Source organism: Magnetospirillum sp. WYHS-4, assembly GCA_039908345.1.
In the GTDB taxonomy this organism is placed as follows: domain Bacteria; phylum Pseudomonadota; class Alphaproteobacteria; order Rhodospirillales; family GLO-3; genus JAMOBD01.
In genome coordinates, this window is record JAMOBD010000028.1 from 1 (window position 1) to 23,266 (window position 23,266).

At 66.9% G+C, this 23,266-nt stretch carries 20 protein-coding genes; 12 read left to right on the forward strand and 8 right to left on the reverse strand.

Features of this window, described 5'->3' with window-relative positions; genetic code table 11:
- From H7841_09550 to H7841_09565, 4 genes are all read right to left on the reverse strand, one after another.
- Nucleotides 1-313: pyruvate dehydrogenase complex E1 component subunit beta (locus H7841_09550; protein ID MEO5337123.1), on the reverse strand; the 313-nt coding region annotated here is incomplete at its 3' end.
- A gap of 3 nt (nt 314-316) precedes the next feature.
- The gene (pdhA, locus tag H7841_09555) at nt 317-1,330 is read right to left on the reverse strand and encodes a pyruvate dehydrogenase (acetyl-transferring) E1 component subunit alpha (protein MEO5337124.1); all 1,014 of its coding nucleotides are present in this window, start codon (nt 1,328-1,330) and stop codon (nt 317-319) included.
- Nucleotides 1,331-1,526: 196 nt separating this feature from the next.
- Nucleotides 1,527-3,074 carry a CHAD domain-containing protein gene (locus H7841_09560; protein MEO5337125.1) on the reverse strand — a complete coding sequence of 516 codons (1,548 nt, stop codon included), beginning with the start codon at nt 3,072-3,074 and terminating at the stop codon, nt 1,527-1,529.
- A gap of 96 nt (nt 3,075-3,170) precedes the next feature.
- Nucleotides 3,171-3,842 (reverse strand): pyrimidine 5'-nucleotidase, encoded by a 672-nt coding sequence (locus tag H7841_09565; GenBank protein MEO5337126.1) that lies wholly within the window; start codon nt 3,840-3,842, stop codon nt 3,171-3,173.
- Between the two features lie 168 nt (nt 3,843-4,010).
- Between H7841_09565 and H7841_09570 the strand changes: the two genes are divergently transcribed.
- The 11 genes from H7841_09570 to H7841_09620 all read left to right on the forward strand — a co-directional run bounded on the left by H7841_09570 (nt 4,011) and on the right by H7841_09620 (nt 16,666).
- Nucleotides 4,011-4,475 carry a hypothetical protein gene (locus H7841_09570; GenBank protein ID MEO5337127.1) on the forward strand — a complete coding sequence of 155 codons (465 nt, stop codon included), beginning with the start codon at nt 4,011-4,013 and terminating at the stop codon, nt 4,473-4,475.
- Between the two features lie 42 nt (nt 4,476-4,517).
- Nucleotides 4,518-5,585, forward strand: a complete 1,068-nt coding sequence (locus tag H7841_09575; GenBank protein ID MEO5337128.1) for an ATP-binding protein — start codon at nt 4,518-4,520, stop codon at nt 5,583-5,585.
- A gap of 61 nt (nt 5,586-5,646) precedes the next feature.
- A complete protein-coding gene (locus H7841_09580) occupies nt 5,647-6,678 on the forward strand; it encodes a PstS family phosphate ABC transporter substrate-binding protein (protein MEO5337129.1) in 1,032 nt (343 codons plus the stop codon).
- A 26-nt stretch (nt 6,679-6,704) separates the two neighbouring features.
- Nucleotides 6,705-8,087, forward strand: a complete 1,383-nt coding sequence (pstC, locus tag H7841_09585; protein ID MEO5337130.1) for a phosphate ABC transporter permease subunit PstC — start codon at nt 6,705-6,707, stop codon at nt 8,085-8,087.
- A gap of 49 nt (nt 8,088-8,136) precedes the next feature.
- A complete protein-coding gene (pstA, locus tag H7841_09590; protein ID MEO5337131.1) occupies nt 8,137-9,378 on the forward strand; it encodes a phosphate ABC transporter permease PstA in 1,242 nt (413 codons plus the stop codon).
- An 89-nt stretch (nt 9,379-9,467) separates the two neighbouring features.
- Nucleotides 9,468-10,214: a phosphate ABC transporter ATP-binding protein PstB gene (gene pstB, locus H7841_09595; protein MEO5337132.1), complete on the forward strand. Its 747-nt coding sequence runs from the start codon at nt 9,468-9,470 to the stop codon at nt 10,212-10,214.
- Nucleotides 10,215-10,227: 13 nt separating this feature from the next.
- Nucleotides 10,228-10,953 (forward strand): phosphate signaling complex protein PhoU, encoded by a 726-nt coding sequence (gene phoU, locus H7841_09600; GenBank protein ID MEO5337133.1) that lies wholly within the window; start codon nt 10,228-10,230, stop codon nt 10,951-10,953.
- Entirely contained in the window at nt 10,950-11,642 is a 693-nt protein-coding gene (phoB, locus tag H7841_09605) for a phosphate regulon transcriptional regulator PhoB (GenBank protein MEO5337134.1), read from the forward strand. Before phoU ends, phoB begins: the two co-directional genes overlap by 4 nt.
- 58 nt (nt 11,643-11,700) lie before the next feature.
- The gene (locus H7841_09610; GenBank protein ID MEO5337135.1) at nt 11,701-12,252 is read left to right on the forward strand and encodes a thioredoxin family protein; all 552 of its coding nucleotides are present in this window, start codon (nt 11,701-11,703) and stop codon (nt 12,250-12,252) included.
- Nucleotides 12,253-12,256: 4 nt separating this feature from the next.
- Nucleotides 12,257-14,251 carry a heparinase II/III family protein gene (locus H7841_09615; GenBank protein MEO5337136.1) on the forward strand — a complete coding sequence of 665 codons (1,995 nt, stop codon included), beginning with the start codon at nt 12,257-12,259 and terminating at the stop codon, nt 14,249-14,251.
- 69 nt (nt 14,252-14,320) lie between these two features.
- Entirely contained in the window at nt 14,321-16,666 is a 2,346-nt protein-coding gene (locus tag H7841_09620) for a methyl-accepting chemotaxis protein (protein MEO5337137.1), read from the forward strand.
- A gap of 5 nt (nt 16,667-16,671) precedes the next feature.
- On the opposite strand, the gene H7841_09625 is transcribed toward H7841_09620, so the two are convergent.
- Nucleotides 16,672-17,376: a hypothetical protein gene (locus H7841_09625; GenBank protein MEO5337138.1), complete on the reverse strand. Its 705-nt coding sequence runs from the start codon at nt 17,374-17,376 to the stop codon at nt 16,672-16,674.
- Nucleotides 17,373-18,998 (reverse strand): glycosyltransferase, encoded by a 1,626-nt coding sequence (locus H7841_09630; protein MEO5337139.1) that lies wholly within the window; start codon nt 18,996-18,998, stop codon nt 17,373-17,375. Before H7841_09630 ends, H7841_09625 begins: the two co-directional genes overlap by 4 nt.
- Nucleotides 18,999-19,119: 121 nt before the next feature.
- On the opposite strand from H7841_09630, the gene H7841_09635 reads away from it, so the two are divergent.
- Nucleotides 19,120-19,833 (forward strand): SCP2 sterol-binding domain-containing protein, encoded by a 714-nt coding sequence (locus H7841_09635; protein ID MEO5337140.1) that lies wholly within the window; start codon nt 19,120-19,122, stop codon nt 19,831-19,833.
- Here H7841_09635 and H7841_09640 read toward each other — a convergent pair whose 3' ends face one another.
- Both H7841_09640 and H7841_09645 read right to left on the reverse strand, forming a co-directional pair.
- Nucleotides 19,834-20,427, reverse strand: a complete 594-nt coding sequence (locus H7841_09640) for a hypothetical protein (GenBank protein MEO5337141.1) — start codon at nt 20,425-20,427, stop codon at nt 19,834-19,836.
- Nucleotides 20,428-20,579: 152 nt separating this feature from the next.
- The gene (locus H7841_09645) at nt 20,580-23,195 is read right to left on the reverse strand and encodes a PAS domain S-box protein (GenBank protein MEO5337142.1); all 2,616 of its coding nucleotides are present in this window, start codon (nt 23,193-23,195) and stop codon (nt 20,580-20,582) included.
- Nucleotides 23,196-23,266 lie beyond the last annotated feature (71 nt).

Below are 23,266 nucleotides of genomic sequence, written 5' to 3' on the forward strand. Positions count from 1 at the left end.
AGGGCGCGACGGTCGCGGGCGCCGGGGCGGCCATCGGCGCCGGCGCGGCGTCCAGGGCGGCGGCGCTTTCGCCTTCCTCCAAGATGACGGCGATGGGAGCGTTGACCTTGACCCCTTCGGTGCCGGCGGGGACCAGGATCTTGCCAAGCGTGCCTTCGTCCACCGCCTCCAGTTCCATGGTCGCCTTGTCGGTCTCGATTTCGGCCAGGGTCTCGCCGCTCTTCACGGCGTCGCCCTCGTTCTTCAGCCAGCGCGCCAGCTTGCCCTCGGTCATGGTGGGGGAGAGGGCGGGCATCAGGATGTTGACGGGCATGGCTCAGGCCTCCACCAGGATGTCGGTATACAGCTCCGCCGGACCGGGTTCCGGGCTGGCCTGGGCGAATTCCGCCGCCTGGCCGACGATGTCCTTCACTTGCCGGTCCATCTCCTTCAGCGCCGCCTCGTCCGCCAGGCCGCGGGTGAACAGCAGGTCGCGGAGCGTATCCAAGGGATCGCTTTCCTTGCGCACCCGCTCGACCTCCTCCTTGGTGCGGTACTTGGCCGGGTCGGACATGGAATGGCCGCGGTAGCGGTAGGTCTTCATTTCCAGCACGTAGGGGCCCCGGCCGGCCCGGCAGTGGGCGGCGGCCTTGGCGCCGGCCTCGCGCACCGCCAGCACGTCCATGCCGTTCACCTGCTGGCCGGGGATGTCGTAGGCCTGGCCGCGCCGGTAAAGCTCGGCGTTCGCCGAGGCGCGTTCCACCGAGGTGCCCATGCCGTAGCGGTTGTTCTCGATCACGTAGACCACCGGCAGCTTCCAGAGCGCCGCCATGTTGAAGGCCTCGTAGACTTGGCCCTGGTTGATGGCGCCGTCGCCGCAATAGGCGAAGCAGATCCCGCCGTCGTCCTTGTACTTGTGGGCGAAGGCGAGCCCGGTGCCGATGGGCATCTGGGCGCCGACGATGCCGTGGCCGCCGAAGAAGTTCTTCTCGCGCGAGAACATGTGCATGGACCCGCCCTTGCCCTTGGAATAGCCGCCGGCCCGGCCCGTGAGTTCGGCCATCACGCCCTTGGGGTCCATGCCGCAGACCAGCATGTGGCCGTGGTCGCGGTAGCTGGTGACCACGGTGTCCTGGGGATTGGCGATCGATTGCAGGCCGACCACCACGGCCTCCTGGCCGATGTAGAGGTGGCAAAAACCGCCGATCAGACCCATGCCGTAGAGCTGGCCCGACTTTTCCTCGAAACGGCGGATCAGCAGCATCTGCCGGTAATATCCGAGCAGTTCCTCGCGGCCCGGCAGTGCCGGGTCCGGGGCCTTGGCGGACTTGCGGGTGGCCGCTTTTGCCATGGATCGTCTCCTTCGCCTGAATCGCTGGGCTTTAGGGTAAGTCGGGATCGGACGAAAAAGCAAGCAAATGAAATGCTGCAACGCACTGTAAGCAAATGCGAAATTGTAACTTAACGTAATAGCGGTTATTTGTTGTTCGAAGCTTTCGCGGCCGGGGTCGGCGCGCGCAAAAATCTTGCGCGGCGCCGCAGGGGCGTCAGGAGTTCCAGAAAGGTTTGGCGCGCAGGAAGACGGCCAGATCGGCCTTGAGCTGATCTTCGCGCGCCACTGCCCCGTGGGCGTGCCAGCCGAGAATCAGGCCGCCGGCCAGCAGGCAGCGGACCAGAGTCTCGCCCTTGCAGCCGGCACAGAGTCCGTCGATCAGCCGGCGGGCCACGGTCACGTCGTTCAGGTACCCGAGGCCGTCCTGCAGGCCTGCCAGGCGTTCCAGGTAACGGGTGACCCGCCGCTCCGCGTAAAGGGGGCCGAAGAAATCCAGGGCGTAGCGCAGCTTCTTGACGTCGATACGCAACTGGTGTCGCTCTTCGGGCGTCAGTTCGTGGAAGCGGCGGCCGTCGCGATGTATCTGCCGGTGGCGGCGGGCCAGTTGCCGGGCCGCCAAGTCGCCGATGGGCGACAGCAGTTTGTCGGGCAGGTCGGGCCCCCAGGCGACCCGCCAGGCCTGCCCGGTCAACCACCCGCCGACTTCGAGGACGAAGATCCTCCAGCGGGCCGATTCGAGGGCGCGGCGGGCGGCGCGGCGGCGGCGGGTCCTTTCCGCGCGGATGCGCCCGGCCAGAGCCTTGAAGGCGGCGTGATCGCCGGCCCCCGCGACGGCGGGCGCGACCAGTTCGTCCTCGAAGACGTCCATGTCGCGGGCCGGGCCCAACTGTGCGGTCGCCCATTTGATCTCGGCGGTCAGCCAATCGTACTGGGCGGCCGGCAACAGCTTACGGAACAGGCGTAGCGCCGAGCGGGTACGGCGCAGGCCGACGCGCATCTGGTGGATACCTTCGGGATCGTCGCTTTCCAGTACCGAGGCTTGGTTGGCGAGGATATGGTCGAAACCTTGGCGGACCATCGAGGCCATGGCCTGTTCCACCGTCGAGTCGGGCCCCAGGTCCGAAGGCCGGCGGCGGGTCCAGCCGGGGGGCTGGTTCGCGACGAGGTCGCGGGCCCGGTCGGCCAGGGAACGGGTGGCGAGCGGCAGCTTCCATTCGACGGCGATGTGACGGGCCAGGGCGAACAGGCCGGAAGCCATCTCGGGAGCCGCCCTCAGCACCAGGCGGCACACTTCCCGCGGGCTGCCCTGGGCGACGATCCCGCCCTCTTCGAGGATCGCGTCGACGATAGTGCCGTCGGCGGTGGACAATCGGCGCGACGTGCGCTTGATCTCGGCGCGGTAGACGGGAGCCAGCGGCGCTTCCTCCAGGCCGTCCAGGTAGGAACGCAGGCGTTCGTCCCGCGGGGTCGCCAGGGTGGGCGCCTCGCTACGCAGAGGGGCCTCCCAGGCCAGATGCTCGGCGGCGGCGGCGAGACGCAGCCCCACCATTTCGACCCGTTCCCGGCGGCGGGTTCCGGCCGCCTCGACGCAAAGGGAAATGTAGCGGTCGCGTAGGGCCTGGTCGGGGGTGTCGAACCACGTCAGAGTCACGGTCCGCGTCGTGGCGCGGCCGGCACCAAGCCCGCGCCACGGCGCCGCGCCCCGCAGGGTCGCCGCCTCGGCGGGACCGAGTTGGAAGGCCAGGGCAAGCTCGCGGATCATTCGGTGGGCGCCCGGTTGTGGCGGATGGGCGACTGTAACCCGATCCGCCGCCTGCGTACAGGCCCAGTCGAATCCGCCGGAAAGGGGGAAGGAGGCCTAAACGTCTGCGATTCCCGCCAGCCAGCCGGTCAGATCCCCGGCAGCGTAATGGACGTAGGGCTGGTCCGAGCCCTCTCGGCTCCAGGGGGTTCCCGCGTCCACCCAGACCGTGGTCATGCCCATGGCCGCCGCCGGCTCCAGGTTGCGGGCCATGTCCTCGACCATCACGGTACCGGACGGGTCGAGATCGTGGTCGGCCACCAACTGGCGGTAGACCGCGGGGTCGGGCTTGGGGACGTAGTCGGCGGAGGCGATGTCGAACACCGTCTCGAACAGGTGGGTGACGCCCAGCCGGTCGGTGACCCTCCTGGCATGGCGGACCGAGCCGTTGGTGAAGACCAGCTTGCGCCCCGGCAGGGCCGCCAAGGCTCGTCCCAGCCGGGGATTGGGCTGCACCGCCGAGACGTCGATGTCGTGGACGTAATCCAGATAGGGCTCGGGCTCCACCCCGTGGCGGTCCATCAGGCCCCGTAGCGTGGTGCCGTATTCCCGGAAGTAGAGCTTCTGGACCCGGAAGGCCTCCTCGTGGTCGACCCCCAGGAAATCGGCGATCCAGGCCTTCATTCGTTCGTCGATGCGAGCGAACAGGTCGCAGGAGGCGGGATAGAGGGTGTTGTCCAGATCGAACACCCAGGCGGCGGCACGGCGGAGATCGGTGGGACTGAGCATGACCTCTTTGTGGAGCCCTCCGCGCGGCCTGGCAAGAGCCTTGAGCCGGAATGCCGCTTGCCGATTGAAGGAGACTGGCCCTTATGGGTTCGTTAACCATGGGAGAGTCAGAATTTCCCCAATGATTTCACGCGGCCAGTTCTAACGGCGGCAAGCCGGGGAGCGGACATGGCGGAGCATTCGGGACGACGTTTGGTGGTCGAGGCGCGGCACGGGGCAACCTGGGTCACCATCACGGTCTTGTCGCCCGAGCGGGCGGAAAGGGCGGCTTCCATCGCTGTCGGCGCGCTTGGCAACCCGGCCTTCGATATCGTCCAGATATGCCTGGATACCGAGGATGAACAAGGGGGCGTGGTCCGGCGCGAGATTTTCCGGTGCCAGCGCCGACGGCCCAAGGCGGAACGGTTTTCTGCGCCTTCTCTGCCCCGACGCTTGATCGTGTCCTCGGGCAGGGTGGCGGCCCTGGCCATGGCCGCGATGGTGTCGTGGTTGGTCCTGCCCACTTCCCTTCCCCAGAAGCAGGATTCTCCCGCCGCGCGGGCGGCGAGCGTCACGAACGGGACTGTGACGATGGCTCTTCCCTTGGCGAGAGACGAAGGGACCGGGCGCGGAAATGCCGACCGGCATCGCTGAGATTTCACTTGGCGCGGACCGGACTGTCGCTATCCTTCCCCGATGTTCCCGATTCCCGATGCCGTCCTGGACAGTCTGCCCGATCCGGTGATTCTGCTGGACGGGGACCGGCGCGTGCTGGCCGCCAACCGGGCGGCCGACGAGTTGCTGGGCGGCGGGCTGGTGGGGTTCAACCTGGCCCGCGCCTTGCGCCACCCGGCGGCACTGGACGCCGTCGACGCGGTGCTGGAGGGCGAGGACGACCGTCGCGAGGTCGAAGTCTCCCTGCCGGTGCCCGTGCAGCGCGACTACCGCGTCCAGGTGGTGGCCGTGCCGGTCCAGTCCGGCGGGGCGGTGCGCGCCGTGCTGGTGCTCAACGACACCACCCTGGCCCGGCGCGCCGAGCAGATGCGGGCCGATTTCGTCGCCAATGTCAGCCACGAACTGCGTTCGCCCCTTTCGGCCCTGATCGGCATCATCGAAACCCTGCGCGGTCCCGCCGCCGACGACGCCGAGGCCCGTGACCGCTTCCTCGCCATCATGGCCCGCGAATCGGGCCGCATGGCCCGCCTGATCGACGACCTGCTGTCCCTGTCGCGGGTCGAAGTCAACGAGCACATCCTGCCCCGGGCCAAGGCTCCGGTCGACCGCCTGCTGCGCCAGGTCGCAGAATTGGTGGCCGAGCGGGCGAAAGGTCGCGGGATGACCATTCGCCTCGACCTGCCGCCCGACCTGCCGGCCGTGATGGGCGCGGCCGACGAACTGACCCAGGTCTTCCAGAACCTGATCGACAATTCCCTGAAATACGCCCGCGAGGGCTCGACGGTGCAGGTTTCCGCCTTCACCGTCGAACGGCTGCCTTCCATCGACTGTCCCGGCGTGGCGGTGACGGTGGCGGACCAGGGCGAGGGCATCGCCCGCGACGACTTGCCGCGCCTTACCGAACGATTCTACCGGGTGGACAAGGCGCGCTCGCGGGGCGCCGGCGGAACCGGGCTGGGCTTGGCCATCGTCAAGCACATCGTCAACCGCCACCGCGGCCGGCTGATGATTTCCAGCGAGGTCGGCGAAGGGACGACGGTGACGGTCCTTCTTCCCGTATGTCATAAAAGCGTAACCGAGCAGTCATAAAATCGAAGCCGACGCTTCATAGGTTCCGCCCCATTGAGGTGAAACCCCGAGGAGACCATCCATGCTCAAGAATTCCATCCTGCTCGCCGCCGTGGCGACCGTCGCCCTTACCGGCGCCGCCGAGGCCCGCGACCAGATCCGCATCGTCGGTTCGTCGACCGTCTATCCCTTCTCGACCGCGGTGGCCGAACAGTTCGGCAAGCAAGGCAAGTTCAAGTCCCCGGTGGTGGAAAGCACCGGCACCGGCGGCGGCTTCAAGCTGTTCTGCGCCGGCATCGGCCCCAACAATCCGGACATGACGAATGCTTCGCGCGCCATCAAGAAGTCCGAGGTCGAGGACTGCGTCAAGAACGGCATCACCGATATCACCGAGGTCAAGATCGGCTTCGACGGCATCGTGATCGCCAATTCCAAGAGCGCCAAGCAGATGACCGTCACCCGCCAGCAGCTCTTCCTGGCGCTCGCCAAGGACGTGCCGGACGGGGCCGGCGGCTTCAAGGCCAACCCCTACAAGATGTGGAGCGAGATCGACGCTTCGCTGCCTGCCCAGAAGATCGAAGTGCTGGGCCCGCCGCCGACATCGGGCACCCGCGACGCCTTCGTCGAACTGGTCATGGAACCGGGCTGCGACAAGTTCCCCGAATCCAAGGCGCTCAAGGAAGCCGACAAGAAGAAGCACCAGGCGGTCTGCCAGGGCGTCCGCGAGGACGGCGCCTTCATCGAAGCCGGCGAGAACGACGTCCTGATCGTGCGCAAGCTGGAATCCAACACCAACGCTTTCGGCATCTTCGGCTTCAGCTTCCTCGACCAGAACGCCGACAAGATCCAGGCCACCAAGGTGGAAGGCACCGACGCCAACTTCGACAATATCGCGTCGGGCAAGTACCCGGTCTCCCGTCCGCTGTTCTTCTACGTGAAGAAGGCCCATGTCGGCACCATCCCCGGCATGCAGGAATTCGTGGCCGAATTCACCAGCGAGAAGGCCTGGGGCGAGAGCGGCTACCTGGCCGACAAGGGTCTGATCCCGCTGCCCAAGGCGGATCGCGAGACCCTGGGCAAGGCCGCCCGCGACCTGGCGAACAACGTGAAGTAACCTGACGGCAATCGGCGAGGTTTCCCGTGCAGACGACCGTTCTCCTCCTGGTCCTGATCGTGCTCACCCTGGCGGGCTTCGCCCTGGGGCGGTCGCGGGCGGTGGCCGGCGTCGGCGGGAACCTCCGCCAATTGCATTCGCTTCCCGACTACTACGGCTACTTCGTGGCCGCCTGGTGCGGCCTGCCGGCCTTGGCCCTGCTGGCCGTCTGGCTGGTTTTCGAAGGGCGGGTGGTGGAAACCCTGGTGGTTTCCGCCCTGCCCGAATCCCTGCGCGGCCTGGACGGCTCGCGCATCGGCCTGCTGCTCACCGAAGTCCGCAACCTGGCGCGCGGCCAGGTCTTCGGGGGCGAGCCATCGGCCGAGATGCGGGCCGCCGCCGACCACTACGCCGCACTCCGCCAGACCAGCTTTCTTGCCATGGCCGCGGTGTCCACCGCCCTGGCCGCGGCGGGCCTGACCTATGCCCGCGGGCGCATCCATCCCGACTTCCGGGCCCGCAACCGCATCGAAACCCTGGTGCGCGTCTTCCTGCTGGTCTGTTCGGTGATCGCCATCTTCACCACCCTGGGTATCGTGCTGTCGTTGCTGTTCGAGGCCATGCGGTTCTTCCAGAAGGTGCCGCCGCTCGACTTCCTGTTCGGCCTGGAATGGAGCCCCCAGACGGCCTTGCGTGCCGACCAGGTGGGCGCTTCCGGCCGCTTCGGCGCCATCCCGCTGTTCGCCGGCACCATGCTGATCTCGCTGATCGCCATGGTGGTCGCGGCGCCGACGGGCCTGTTCGCCGCCATCTACATGGGCGAATACGCCCACCCCAAGTTCCGCGACACGGTCAAGCCGCTGATGGAAATCCTGGCCGGCATCCCGACCGTGGTCTACGGCTTCTTCGCCGCCCTGACCGTGGCGCCCTTCTTCCGCGACACCGGGGCCATGGCGGGCTTTGCCATCTCGTCGGAAAGCGCGTTGGCCGCAGGGGTGGTCATGGGGGTGATGATCATCCCCTTCGTGTCCTCGATTTCGGACGACGTGATAACCGCCGTGCCCAGCGCCATGCGCGAAGGCTCGCTGGGCCTGGGCGCCACCCGCTCCGAGACCGTGCGCCTGGTCATCATCCCCGCCGCCCTGCCGGGCATCATCGGCGGCCTGTTGCTGGCGGTGTCGCGCGCCATCGGCGAGACCATGGTGGTGGTCATGGCCGCCGGCCTGACCGCCAACCTGACGGCCAACCCCTTCGAGGCGGTCACCACGGTGACCGTGCAGATCGTCACCCTCCTGGTGGGCGACCAGGAATTCGACAGCGCCAAGACCCTGGCGGCCTTCGCCCTGGGCCTGATGCTTTTCGTGGTGACCCTGGTGCTCAACGTGGTCGCCCTCCACGTGGTCAACAAGTACAGGGAACAGTATGAGTGACGCCGCCGCCGCCCACCTGCCCCGGGAAGTCCGCATGAACGGCGAGACCATGACCGTTTCCGCCCGCATCGAGGCGAGCCTCAGGCGCCGCTACGCCGCCGAGCGCCGGTTCCGCGCCTACGGCCTGTCGGCCATCGTCTTCGCCCTGTCCTGCCTGGCGCTGCTGTTCGTCGCCATCGGCGCCAACGGCGTTTCGGCCTTCTTGCAGACCCGGATATCCCTGGAGGTCGAGTTCGTTCCCGAACAGGTCAAGGACGGCGACTGGCAAGGCTTGGCCAAGAAGGCCCTGTGGGCCCAGTTTCCCGAGATCGCGGAACGCCGAGACCGGCAGATGCTTGCCGCCTTGCTGAGTTCGGGCGCCGGCTTCGCCTTGCGCGCCGAAGTCGAGAAGACCCCGTCCCTGGTGGGCGGCAAGGCGATGGTGGCCCTGCCTGCTTCGGCCGACGTGGACCAGCACGTCAAGGGCAACGTGCGTCGCGACTTGGCCGAGACCGAACGCCGGGTCAACGACCGCCAGGCCGCCTGGGTGAAGACCCTGGAGGACAAGGGGCTGGTCAAGAAGGCCTTCAACAGCGTGCTGTTCACCGCGGGCGATTCCCGCGAACCCGAACAGGCTGGCATCCTGGGCGCCCTCACGGGCTCGCTGCTGACCATGGCGGTGACCCTGGTGCTGTCCTTCCCGGTGGCGGTGGGCGCGGCGGTCTACCTGGAAGAATTCGCGCCCAAGAACCGCTTCACCCAGCTGATCGAGGTCAACATCAACAACCTGGCGGCCGTGCCGTCCATCGTCTTCGGCCTGCTGGGCCTGGCGATGTTCCTCAACTTCTTCGGCCTGCCCCGGTCCGCGCCCCTGGTCGGCGGCATGGTGCTGGCCCTGATGACTCTGCCTACCATCATCATCGCCGGGCGGGTGGCCCTGAAGTCGGTGCCGCCTTCCATCCGCGAGGCTGCCTTCGGCCTGGGCGCGTCGCCCATCCAGGTGGTCTTCCATCACGTGCTGCCGCTGGCCCTGCCGGGCATCCTCACCGGCACCATCATCGGCATGGCGCGCGCCCTTGGCGAATCGGCGCCGCTGTTGATGATCGGCATGGTCGCCTTCATCGTCAACGTACCGGCCGGCTTTACCGATCCGGCGACGGTCATGCCGGTCCAGGTCTACCTTTGGTCCGACGCCCCCGAGCGCGCTTTCGTGGAACGCACGTCGGCCGCCATCATCGTGCTGCTGGGCTTCCTCGTGTTCATGAACGCGCTGGCGGTCTACCTGCGCAAACGGTTCGAGATACGCTGGTAAGGGATCCCATGAGCCTCAAACCTCTCTCCCACAAGGTCCGCTCCGCCGATCTCGGCAACGGCAACGGCAACGGAAACGGCAAGATCAAGATGAAGGCCGCCGACGTGTCGACCTACTACGGCGACAAGCAGGCGCTGTTCGGCATCAATCTGGAAATTCCCGAGCATGTGGTGACATCGCTGATCGGCCCCTCGGGCTGCGGCAAGTCCACTTTCCTGCGCTGCCTCAACCGGATGAACGATCTGATCCCCGGCTGCCGGGTGACGGGAAAGATCGAGATGGACGAGACCGACGTCAACGCCAAGGCGGTCGACGTGGTGCACCTGCGGGCGCGCATCGGCATGGTTTTCCAGAAGCCCAATCCCTTCCCCAAGTCGGTCTACGACAACATCGCCTATGGTCCGCGCATCCACGGCCTGGCCGCCACTCGCGGCGAGATGGACGAGGTGGTGCGCACCAGCCTGGAAAAGGCCGGCCTGTGGAACGAGGTCAAGGACCGCCTGCAGGAACCGGGCACCGGCCTGTCCGGCGGCCAGCAGCAGCGCCTTTGCATCGCCCGCGCCATCGCCGTGCAGCCCGAGGTGATCCTGATGGACGAGCCTTGCTCGGCCCTCGATCCCATCGCCACCGCCAAGATCGAGGAACTGATCGACGAACTGCGCGCCAACTACACCATCATCATCGTCACCCATTCCATGCAGCAGGCGGCCCGCGTCTCGCAGCGCACGGCCTTCTTCCACCTGGGCGAACTGGTCGAGGTGGGCGACACCGGACAGATCTTCACCAATCCCCGGGACCCGCGGACCCAGGGATACATCACCGGCCGCTTCGGCTGAGGGAGAGCGGGTCATGACCGACCACCACATCGTCAAGTCGTTCGACGAGGAACTCGTCCGCCTCGACAATGCGATCGCCGAGATGGGCGGGCTGGCGGAGGCGCAACTGGCCGACGCCATCGACGCCCTGGTCAAGCGCGACAGCGAAAAGGCGGCCCGCGTGGTGGCCGCCGACAAGCGCATCGACCTGCTGGAACGCCAAGTCGACCATGCCGCCATCAACCTTCTGGCGCTTCGCCAGCCCGTGGCGGGCGATTTGCGGGCGGTCGTGGTGGCGTTGAAGACATCGGCGCTGATCGAGCGCATCGGCGACTACGGCAAGAACATCGCCAAGCGGGCCGTCGCCCTGTCCCAGACGCCGCCCATGGGGGCCGCCGCCACGGTGGCCCGCATGTCGCGTCTGGTCCAGGAAATGATGAAGAACGTGCTGGACGCCTATCTGACCCGCGACGCCGGCAAGGCCGAGGACGTGCGCCGGCGCGACGGCGACGTGGACGCGCTGCACACCAGCCTGTTCCGCGAGTTGCTCACCTACATGATGGAAGATCCCCGCAACATCTCGGCCTGCACACACCTGTTGTTCGTCGCCAAGAACCTGGAACGCATCGGCGATCACGCCACCAACATCGCCGAAAACGTGCTGTTCCTGGTGCGCGGCACCGAACCGGAAGACAGTCGGCCCAAGGGCGACACTTCCAGCTTCACCGTCATTCAACCGGACAGGAAGGGCGCCGAATGAAGCCGCTGGCCCTGATCGTCGAGGACGAGCCCCCTCTCGTCGAGATCCTGAAATACAACTTCGAGAAGGAAGGGTTCCGCACCGCCATAGCCATGGACGGCGAGGAAGCCCTATTGCAGATCGCCGAACAAGCTCCCGACCTGGTGATCCTGGACTGGATGCTGCCCAAGCTGTCGGGCATCGAGGTCTGCCGCCAGGTGCGCCAGAAGGGCGAGACCCGCGGCCTGCCGATCATCATGCTGACCGCGCGCGGCGAGGAAAGCGACCGCATCCGCGGCCTGGACAGCGGCGCCGACGACTATGTGGTCAAGCCGTTTTCTCCTTCGGAACTGGTGGCCCGCGCCCGTGCCGTATTGCGCCGCGCCGCGCCGGGCGGCGACGGCGAGACGCTGCGTTACGAGGATGTGGCCATGGACCTGGCCTCGCACCGGGTCAACCGGGGCGAGCGGGCGGTCCGGCTGGGGCCCACCGAGTTCCGCATGCTCAGGGTTTTCCTGGAAAAACCCGGCCGCGTCTTTTCCCGCGAACAGCTCCTGGACAAGGTCTGGGGGCGCGACATCTACGTCGAACTGCGCACGGTGGACGTCCATATCCGCCGCTTGCGCAAGGCGCTCAACGACGTGGGCGAGCGGGACCTGATCCGCACGGTCCGTTCCGCCGGCTACGCGCTGGACGCCGAAGCGGACTGACGCCAGACGCCATTTTGCGCTACCATGCCCGGCGAATCGCTTTGCCGGGAGGCTCGTCATGCGAAAGACCCTGTGGATCGCCCTGGCCCTGCTGCTGGCGGCCGGTACGGTGCGGGCGGAAGGCCCCTTGCGGCCCGACGGGCTGCATACCCAGCCCTGGATCAAGGGTCTGTCCTTTCTGGTGCTTGCCGATGACATGAAGGAGGCCGTGGCGGCCGGCAGGAAGGGTTTGGTGGTGATCTTCGAGCAACTTGGGTGCCCCGGCTGCGAGCGTCTGCACAAGGAAGTCTTCGCCGACAAGGATGTCGTCGCCCTGCTGTCGGCCAACTTCGACACCCTGCAGATCAACATCCACGGCAGCCAGGAAGTCACCGGCTTCGACGGCAAGGCGATGACCGAAAAGGACTATGCGCGGAAGACCGGGGTCAACTTCACCCCCACCACCCTGTTCCTCGATCCCGCCGGCCGGGAGGTCTTCCGCATTCCCGGCCCGCTTCCGGCGGTGCTGTTCAAGGGCAGTATCGAGTACGTGCTGGACGGGGCGCCCCAGCGCGGCATCCTGTTCCCCCAGTGGGCGCAGGAACGGCGCGAGAAGCGCCTGGGACGATAGTCCGATGGGTTTGACCCATCTGGTCCGCCAGGCTCTGCGCCTGTCGCCGCGCGCGGTTGCGGTCCAAGGGGGGCGCTATCTCCGGCGCCTTGTGGGCGGACGCCTGGCCCAGGCCCGATGGAGCCGGACCTGCACCTACGCAGACGCGACGGGCGGCCTGGGCGTCGATTTCATTCCGGCGCTTCCGTCCGCTGTTCTGGAGCCTCTGGCCGCCTTGCTGCGGGCGGAAGCCGGACGCCTCCTGGCCCATCGTTTCGATCTGCTGGGGTCGGGCGAGGTGGAGATCGGCCACGGCATGACCTGCCCCGGCTTTCTCGGCATCCGCTTCCCGGCCGTGCCGCCGCCGGCCGAAGGCGACTTGGCGAGTTCGCTATCGCCGGGCAACCGGGGGCGCTCCCAGGCCATCCGGGCCCTGATCGGGGTCGGCTACCGCCCCATCGACTGGCAGATCGACTTCCGATCCGGCCATCGCTGGTCGGAGGCGGTCTGGCATGCGGCCCAGCCTTACGGACACCTGCCGGGCGTCGACGTCAAGGTGCCGTGGGAACTGGGGCGACTGCAACATCTGCCGCGCCTGGCCCTGGCCTTCGCACTCGATCCCGACGATAGCCGCCTGCGCGACGAATACCGCGCTCAGGTTCTCGACTTCCTGGCTGCCAACCCGCCCGGCTTCGGCATCCAATGGGCCTGCCCGATGGACGTGGCCATCCGGGGCGCCAACCTGGTGCTCGCCCATGGCCTGTTCGTCCGTCACGGGGCAAGGTTCGATTCTACCTTCCTGGCCGAACTGGGAGCCGGTCTGGTCGCCCACGGCCGCCATGTCCGGGCCAACCTGGAATGGCATCCGACCCGGCGCGGCAACCACTACCTGGCAGATCTGGCCGGCTTGACGTGGATCGCCAGGGCCTTGCCCGAAGTTCCCGAGGCCCGGGATTGGCTCGTCTTGGCGACGCGGGAACTGGCGGCGGAAATTCCGCGCCAGTTAGGCCCCGACGGCGGGGGATTCGAAGCCTCCACGGGCTATCACCGCCTGGTCGCCGAAATGGCCGCCTGGTGCCTGGCTCTCGATCCCGCGGCCTTTCCGGCACCCTGCGCGGAACGTCTGATGCGGGCGGCCGAATTCAGTCTGCACGTCACCAAGCCCGATGGCCGGGCGGCGCAGGTGGGCGATACCGACAACGGCCGCTTCTTCGCCTTGCTGCCGCAAGAGGAAGCGCTCGATCACCGAACGAGCGTCGCCGCCATCAATGGCCTGTTCGGCCGCGAGGACCTGGCCGCCTTCGCCGGTCCTCAAGCCGGGGTCGCCGGGGCCTTGGTTTTTGCCCTGGCAGGCGGCCGGCGCCTGGACGGCGGGCCGGGCTTGGCCGCCATGGCCCGCCGCGTCGGGGCGCAAGGGGTGGAATGCACGCCGGTCGAGACCGTGATCCACCTGCCGGACCCGCGCCTCCTGGAAGGCCTGGAGGCCGCCGCCTATCCCGACTTCGGGATCTATCTGTGGCGGGGGCCGCGCTTCTTCCTGGCGGTGCGGTGCGGCGGCTTCGGGGCCGACGGCAGCGGCGGCCACGCCCATAACGACCAACTCGCCCTCGAACTTCAGGTGGACGGGGAGGACTGGCTGGCCGATCCCGGCTCTTTCGTCTATACGGCCGATTCGGGGCTGCGGAACGCGTACAGGTCGGTTCTCGCCCACGCCGCCCCGCGCCGGGGGCGGGACGAGCCTTCGCCACTCGACCTGGGGTTGTTCCGCCTCGAGGATCGGTGCCGGGCGACCTGTCTGCGCTTCGACGCCGCCGGCTTCCTGGGCATCCACCACGGCTTCGGGCCTCCGGTGCAGCGTTCGATCCGCCTCGATGCCGCGCGCGGCTTGGTGATCGTCGGCGACAGCGGGCCGGAGCGCCGGACCTGCGAACTGCGGTCCAAGGCGGCGGTCCGGGCCCATTTCGGTCCGTTTCCCCCCTTTTCGCCCGGATACGGCCGGCGAGATGGGAAAAAGTCCTAACTGGATACCCGTTTGGGCACCCCCTATGCTACCCTCTTAAAAAAAATGTGACTTCCGGTTGGGGGAACCATGAATTTCAAGTCCCTGAGCGCCAAGATCGTCGCCGCCGTCTTCCTGCTGGTGGCGGTGGCTTTCGTCGCCGATCTGGTGATCGCCCGCCAGATCAACCGGTCGGTCAACGACGAGGCGGGGCGCTTGGTGGCGGAGATGAGTGCCGCCATCGAGAAGAAGGACTCCCAGCTTCAGGAACTGATGAAGGGGTCCCTGGGCCTGCAGGAAAACAAGCTGGAGCAGTCCCACACCCTGACCGAGATGCGCGAGACCCTGAAGACGGAGCGCGAGGAAAGCCGTCTTCGCGGTCTGCATCGCGGCATTTCGTCCAGCGTCGTCACCCTGGTGCGCAACGCCATGATGACCGGCGAGGCCAGCCAGGCCCAGGCGATCATGGAAACGCTCCTGGAAAATCCGGCCATCGCCTCGATCAGCCTGTGGCGGGTCGACGGCACCTTGGCCTTCCACGACAACAAGACCATCGACGACGTCAACAAGCGCATGGGTGGCGATGCCTTCAAGAAGCGTAAGGTCGAGCCGGCGGTCACCATCCCCGCCGAAAGGGGCAGGGTGTTGAAGGAGGCAGTCTCCTCGCGTAGCGCCGACCTGGCCCTGGATGGCGAGGTGGAAAGGAACGGCGGCAGGATGGCGGTCGCCTACGCCTATCAGATCCTGGAAAATACCGAGGAATGCCAAGGCTGCCACGGCGATGAAAACGTTCCGCGCGGCGTGGTGGAAGTCGCGCTGTCGCGGGAAGAACTGGCCCGTCTCAAGACCGAGACCGATTCGCGCATGGCGGCGCTCACCGCTCAGCAGAAGGTCGACCTGGAAACGCTGGAAGGCGCCAGCCGCAAGGCGATCGCCGACACCTCCGCCGAGTCCAAGGCGGTCGCGGACCGCATTGCCGAGGTGCGTGCCCACCTCGTCGACCTGCAGGCGAGCGCCGGAACTTGGAGCCTGTTGTCCAAGATGGGCTTCTTCGTGGTCGCCGTGGTGGTGCTGGTGCTGGTGCTGCGTGGCCTGTTGAGTCGGCCGCTCAACGCCATGTCCGAAGCCATGCATCGGCTGGCGGACGGGGATAATTCCGTCTCGGTGCCCGGCAAGGGGCGGGGGGACGAGATCGGCGACATGGCCGCGGCGGTCGAGGTCTTCAAGACCAACGCGCTCAAGCTCGCCCATATCTCGGCGGGCCAGGAGGCCCAGCACCGTCGCGATCAGCGCAAGCTGCAAAGCGAAATGCTGGCGCTGACCAATGCCCTCGACGAGGAGGTGCGCGAGGCCATCGCCGCCGTGATGAAGGAAGCGGAGACCATGCATCAGGCGGCCGTCGACATGGGCCGCGCCATGACGATCACCGAAGGTGTTTCGGAAGCGGCGGCCGGTGCAGCCCACGATGCCTCGGCCAGTGTCGATGCGGTAGCTTCGGCGGCTGAGGATCTGACCCTTTCGATCCAGCAGATCGGCCAGCAGGTGGCCAAGTCCACCCAGATCGCCGACCGGGCGGTGTCGGAGGCGCAAAGCACCGACGCCAAGATCCAGGGCCTGGCTCGCGCCGCCCAGAAGATCGGCGAGGTGGTAGACCTGATTACCGACATCGCCGAACAGACCAACTTGCTGGCGCTCAACGCCACCATCGAAGCGGCGCGCGCCGGCGAGGCGGGCAAGGGATTTGCCGTGGTGGCCTCCGAGGTGAAGAATCTGGCCAACCAGACCGCCAAGGCCACCGAGGAGATCGGCGCTCAGATCGGCGGCATCCAGACGGCGACCCGCGATGCGGTGACGGCGATCCAGGGTATCGGCACCGTCATCGGCCAGATCAACGAGATTACCACCGCCATCGCCGCGGCAGTCGGAAAGCAGGCGGCGGCCACCGCCTCGATCAGCAGCAACGCCCAGGAAGCGGCGCGCAGCACCCAGGAGACCACCTCCAACATCGGCGAGGTCTCGCAGACCACCGGGGAAACCAGCCGCCATTCCCGCTCCGTCGAACAGTCGGCCGAGCAGGTGCGCGGTCGCGTGCAGCAAATGGAGATCACTCTGGACGGGATCATGCATGCGGTCACCGACGAGGAAGAGAGGAAGCGCAACCGGCGCCATACGGTGAACGTGGCGTGCAGCCTCTCCATGGGTGGCGAGAATATGGTCTGCCTGTTGCAGGACGTTTCCATCGGCGGGGCGGTGGTGATCGACCGGTCGCTGCGGGGCGCGCGCGGCGCGGCTCTCGAAATAGAAATTCCGGATGTGGGCAGGCTGCCCGGGATGATCGTCGCCACCACCCAGCATTCCAGTCATCTGCGGGTGGATTTGGACGATGAGCAGGCCGGGCGGCTGGATGCCTTCATCCAGAAGCGCGCCCGCACCTGACGGGGCTATTCGTTCCGCGCCGGCGGCACCCAGTGGCCCAGGCCGGCGGGGGGCGGTTTGGGGACGGAGAACGGGCGAGGCTTCTCTTCGGCCGGGGCCGGGGTTTGGCCCTCCGCTTCCGGTGGGCGGCTGGGGCGGTCGGCGCCCTCGGCATCGATCCAGGTCTTGGCATCGCCCAGGTCGGCCGGGGCGTATCCCTGATCCGTGGGCGCGGAATCGTCGCCTTCCTGTCCAGAGTCCTCGTCTTCCGCCAGCAACTGCTGGGTGGGGGCGAGGTCGTCGCCGGATTGCCCGTCCTCGTCGTCGGCAGCCAGGGTGGTGTGGATATCGGGGCCGTCGCCCGGTTCGTTCCCATAGCCTTCTTCGCGGGCCAGCTTGGCCAAGCGGTCGTAGAGGAACAGGGATTCCTCGTCCGGCCCTTCCGTCTCGTCGTCTTGCGGGCGCCCAAGCCAAGCCAGGGCCGCACCGGGAAGACCGAACAGGAGCCAAGCCGGCAGGATGAGGAGACTTCCGGCCAAGGCGTCCAGCATTTCCGGCCCCAGTGCCCGGCGCGCCGCTTCCAGGGAGGAGGGCGCGAGGATGATCCAGACGTCGATGGCCGGCAGCATCCACGGGCGGTCGGAAAGGGTGGCCTGGGCGGCGATTTCCGCCGCGCCTCCCAAGAAGGCCGCTCCCAGCAGCAGCAGGCCGAATCCCCGGTACAGCATCATGACGTGCAGGCCTTCCGCCACAGGTCGCGCAAGATCGCTTCGAAATTCCGGATGAACCGGGGAACGTCGCAGAGGGGAGAAGCCGCCATGGTGGGCCGCAACTCCTCGCGGTAGGCCTTCAGGCGATCCGGTTCTCCGGCCAGGGATACCGCAAGATCGATGGCCGTTTCCGAGTCGGGGGCGACGAGTTCGGGCAGGCCGGCGTTGTGGAGGTGGCTTGCCGCGAGTCGGCTTCCCTGGCGGTCTCCGGCGAAGGTGATGACCGGAACGCCCATCCATAGCGCCTCGCAGGTGTTCAGCCCCCCCGAATAAGGGAACGGATCGAGGGCGATATCGACGCCGCCGTAGCCGGCGACGAAATCGGGATGGGCGCCGCCACCCTGGAATTCCAGACGCTCCATGCCGATGCCGTGGCCGGCGAACAGGCGCCGGTAGCGATTCTGCACCCAGGCATGCCGGAATTCGCTGGCCTTCAACAGGATTCTCGATCCGGGAACCCTGTGCAGGACCCGGGCCCAGGCGGCGACGGCGGCGGGGCCGATCTTCTGGGGCATGTTGAAACAGCCGAAGGTGACGTGGCCGCGGCGCCGATGCGGCGGCGGAGTCACCGCGGGAAGGTAGGGCAGGGGATAAAAACAGATGGCATCGTCGGGCAGGCGGAAGATGGGTTCGGCATACAGGGGCTCATCTTCCGGAGTCACGAGATGGCGGTCGACGATCAAGGCATCCATGGCGGCCAGGCCGGTCGAATGGACATAGTCCATCCAGGAAACCTGGATGGGCGCCGCCCGCTTTGCGAAGACCGGCAGGCGATTGCCCCGGGTCTGTCCATTGAGGTCGACGAGCAGGTCGATCCCGTCGGCGCGGATGAGGTCGAACATCTCGTCGTCATCCAGGGTCGTGACATCGCGCCAGGCATCGGCGGCGGACTGGAAGGCCCTTGTCGAGTTGTCGGTGACCGGGGTGTTCGAATAGCAGATGGCTTCCCAGCGGTCGCGGGACCTTTGACGCAAGGGTTCCAGGAAGAAGTGCTCCAGGGCATGGAATCGGAAATCCCCCGAAACCAAGCCGATCCGCAGCCGCCGCTCCGGATCGGGATCTCGCAGCTCCGGGCGGGGCGGGAGGGTGGGAGCGAACTTGGCCGCCCAACGGCGGTGCTCCGCCGCGATGTCTTCCCGCCCTACGCCCGAGGTGTACTGCATGGCCACCAGATAACTGCTGTGGACCTGCGGGGAGTCGGGCATCAACTCCAGGGCTCGTCGAAAAGAGACCAGCGCCAGATCCGAGTCGCCCACATAAGCCAGCAAGGCCGCAAAGCCGAAATGGGCCTCGGCCAAGCCGGGATCGGACTGGGTGGCCCGCCACCAGGCTTCGAGGCTCTCGCCGATCCGGTCGACGGACCGCTGGGCCTCGGCCATCGCCACCCAGGCGGCCGCATGCCAGGGATGGGCGGCGAGGAGCGGCATGAGGAGGCGGCGCGCTTCCAGCCGCCGTCCCCGTTCGACGAGGATTCGGGCCATGGCGGCCGTCCGGTCGGGCTCGGCCGATGCCCGAGCCTCCGCGGCATTCATGGCTGCCGCGTCCCCGGCCTGGATCTGTTCAAGGAGTTCCGCGTCTCGCACTTGGCCCGCCTCGCCGTTCCGTTCCTCCCGACAACGGGAGAATACGCCAGATCGTGCCACGTGGGGGGGGAGGCGACAAGCGGCGTTGAAAGATACCGGCTCCCTGCGGTATAGGTCGGTGATGACCGTCGCCAAGCCGAGTCCCATGCCGCCGCCCCTGACGCCCTTCCTTCTGGCGGGGCTGGCCCTGCGCCCCCTGCCGCCGGCCGCGCTACAGCCGGCGCTGGACTTCGCCATGCGGGCGATCCAGCGGCGCCATCCCGGCCTGTTCGACCGCCTGTCGGGCGTGGGCGATCCGGCTTTCCTGATCGTGCCCACCGATTTGCCCTTTGTTTTCCTGCTGAAGCCCGATGCCCTGTTGCCTTCCTTGCGAGTCTTCGCCGATGTCGAGGGGCTGGAAGCCGATGCCACCATCCGCGGCCCCCTGCTTACGCTGATCCAACTTCTGGAGGGCAAGATCGACGGCGATGCCATGTTCTTCGCCCGCGATCTGACCATCGAAGGCGACACCGGTGCCGTGGTGGCCCTGCGCAATGCGGTCGACGGCGCCGAAATCGAGGTGCTGGAAGACGTCCTGGCCTTTCTCGGCCCTCTGGCCGTGCCTGCGCGCTTGGCGGTGGGTGGCGTGACTGGCCTGTTCCAACGGGCGGCGGCCGACCTGGAGACCTTGCGCAGCGCCCTCATCGCTCCCGCCTTGCGGCGTGCCGAGGCCCAGGCGGCCGAAATCCGCGAGATCAAGCAGCAGGTCGCCGGCCTCAACGGCCGCGAATCCCGCCGCCTGCCCACCGCCCGGGTTCCCTCCCGCACCAAGCGCCTGCCCGTCGCTTCTTCCTGATCAGGTCTCGCCGCGTGGCGCGGTGGCGGCGGTTTCGCGCTCGCCGATTTCCGCTTCGATTTCCTCAAGGCGGTCGAGACGCTTTTCCAGGTGCTTTTCCAGGGCCCGCAAGCGGGCGTCCATGGTGCGCACGCGCCGGAACATGCGGCGGCGTTCGCCCGCCCGGTAGTATTTCTGCACCTTGTGGATGCCCCAGAGCGCCAGCAGGAAGAAGACCGTCGCCCCGGCCCCCAGGAACAGGAAGGCGGTCACCCGCCGGTCGGGGCCGGCCTGAAAGGCCAGGGCCGTACCCCACATGCCGAGCGTCACCAGCGCTGCCGCGCCCACCATGAAGAAGCGATCGACGAACCGCTGGTCCTGGCGCCATATCCGTTCGGCATCGCGGATGGCCTCGGCGATTTCGATATAGGCCATCTCCTGCCACTTCCGGAACGGCATGGCGATGCCGTCGGGGGACTTTCCCTCGCGGATGAACTGTTCCAGGCGGCGGATCAGGGTCTCGGCCCGCTCTTCGGGGCTGGGATTGGCTCCCCCCAAAGGCAACGTCGCCTGCGGTCCCTGGATCGCCGGATTGGATGAAGGTCGCATCGCCATGACGTCGGATTATGCCTCAGCGCGGACGGCTCATACACCATCATTCTAGGCTGCGTCGGGCTCTGGAAGCGCGTTCCATCCGCCGGAGGCCCGCGCTCCCAGGGGGAAGGCGATCCCTGGGCGGGAGCATAGGCCATTCGTTGATCTTCTGTTTATGTCAGGACGCTCGCTCGGTTCGCGAGCAGGTGGTGGATGGTTTTCAGGACTTCTCGCAGGTTGATGGGCTTGGTCAGGTATGAGTCGAAGCCGGCCTCCACGCCTGCTTCGACGTCGCGCGGCATGGCGGCGGCGCTGACGGCGATTACCGGGATGCCTCGGGTTTCCGGATCGGCCTTGAGCCGCCGGACGGCCTCGACGCCGCTCATGCCCGGCAGATTGACGTCCATCAGGATGATGTCGGGTCTTTCCCGCCGCGCCATATCCAGCCCTTCCTCGGCCGTGACGGCGACGAGAAGATGGAAGCCCTTCGTTCCTGCCAGGAATATCTGCATCAACTCGACATTGGTCGGGTTATCCTCGACGTAGAGGACACGGGCCCCGGCCCAGGCATGCGGCTCCGTCCCCACCCCCGCTCCCGCCTCGGACTCCGGCGCCGCCTCGGCGGAGGCCAGGGCGTCGGCGGTCGGCACTTCCACCCAAAAGGTGGTCCCCTCGCCCGGCTTGCTGGCGAAACCGATGCGGCCTCCCATGGCCTCGATCAAGCGGCGGGTAATGGTGAGACCGATGCCGGTACCCTCGACGGTGGAACCCTCGGCCCCCAGACGGTTGAAAGGCTGGAAGACTTCCCCCTGGTGCTCCTCCGGGATGCCGGGACCGGTATCGGCGACCGCGATACGCAGCAGGCCGTTCGGCGCGTCGGAATAGAAGATGTCGATAGCGCCCCCGTCCCGATTGTATTTCACGGCATTGGACATCAGGTTGAGCAGCACCTGCTTCAGGCGGGTATGGTCGGCTCTGACCACCCTGCCTTGGTCCGCGGCGACCCGCACCGTAATGTGCCGTTCGTCCGCCCGCGGCTGGATCAACGGCAGACAGTCGGCAACCAACGGGGCCACGGCCACGCTTTCCAAGGACAGCTCGAGGTGCCCGGCTTCGATCTTCGCCAGATCGAGGATCTCGTTGATCAACTCCAACAGGTGGTGTCCCCCTTGCACGATATAAGCGACCGAGGACTTCTGCTTTTCGGTCAGGGGTTCATTCGGGTTGTATTCGAGGAGTTGACCGAAGCCGATGATCGCATTCAAGGGGGTGCGCAGTTCGTGGCTCATGCGCGACAGGAACTCGGATTTGGCGTTGTTGGCGCGTTCCGCTTCTTCCTTGGCCTCCTGGAGTTGGACCTCGGCCCGCCTCCGGTCGGTGATGTCGTTCATCACCGAGACGAAGCCCATCACGTCGCCAGCGGCCCCCAATTCATAGCCCCAGTCGGTCTGGACCACCATTTCGGTCCCGTCCGTCCGGCGGAAGACGGCCACGTAAGGCGTGGGCTCCGGGTGCTCGGCGATGACTCTGCGGAACATCTCCAGCATGGCGGGACGTTCGGCCGCATCGACGAAATCCCAGACCTTCAGACCCAGGCTTCCGCCGGGCGGAAGGCCGAACATGGCGTCGTGAGCGGCATTGGCGAAGGTGACGGAGCCCTCCAGATCGATCTTGTTGACTCCGGCGCGGATGCTGGTCAGCAGGCTGTCGTATTCCGCCCGGGCGGCGCGGAGGCTATGTTCCATCGCCTTGCGTACGGTAATATCTTCCTTGACGGCGACGAAATGGGTGACGCTTCCGGCGGCGTCCTTGATGGGGGAGATGGAGGCCATTTCCCAGAAGGTGGTTCCATCCTTGCGCCGATTGAGGAACTCTCCATGCCACTCCTGGCCCGCCCTAAGGGCCCGCCACATGTTCCCGTAGGCGGCGGCGGGGGTGTTGCCGGACTTCAGGATGCTGGGATTCTGGCCCAGGATCTCCGCCATGGTGTAGCCGGTAAGTTCGCAGAACTTGGGATTGACGTATTCGATGCGGGCATGGGCGTCGGTGATGACGATCGAGGTCGGACTCTCCTCGACGGCCCGGGATAGCTTGCGCAAGCTTTCCTGGACTTCCGTGATTTCGCGGATATGAGCGGCGAGCCTGGTCACGGTGGGACGGAAGACGGCGAAGGCCGACAGCACGAGGACCAGCAGGATCGCCCCCAAGGTGGCGTCCTGCAACCGCGCCAGATCTTGAAGGCGTTCTTCGCTATCCGCCTGATGCTGGCTGGTCGCTTCCTCCAAGCCATCCAGTAAGCGGCCGAAGGCCAGGATGGCGAAGTCCTCCGCATGGTCATGGCCGGCCTCTCGGGAAGGAACGCCGACGGCATGTTCCTCGAAAAGCTGGCGGGCCTGATCGAGAAACGAGACTACGTCGCGATCAAGGAAACGTCTCGGCCCGAAATAGAGCGTGTGCAAGGCCTCGGTCCGCGGCGGCAGGATGCCGAGCGTGGGGTCACCCTGGACGAGGATGCGGTGGGACCGGTCCATCTGATCCAAGGCCTGGCGGTATTCCGCGCGCACCGCCGCCCGCAAGGGGCCTTCCGACAGCCGGTCGAGTTCCATACCCAACAGGCCGATGCGCTGGCTGAGCATGCGCTGGCGGCCGGCAAGGTTGAGTTCGGCGGCGCTGGTCCGCTCGCTGTCCAGGATGTTGGCGAGGAGGAGGTGCGAGCCGAACGTCAGCAGCGCCAATCCGAAAAGAACCAGCCCGTACCGGATCGTCATGCCGCGGATGATCGGGTTCATCGGAGGATTTCCCTTGCCATGGGCTTCTTTATCCAGGGAATCCGGAAGGGGTTCAAGAGGGAGCCCGGCTC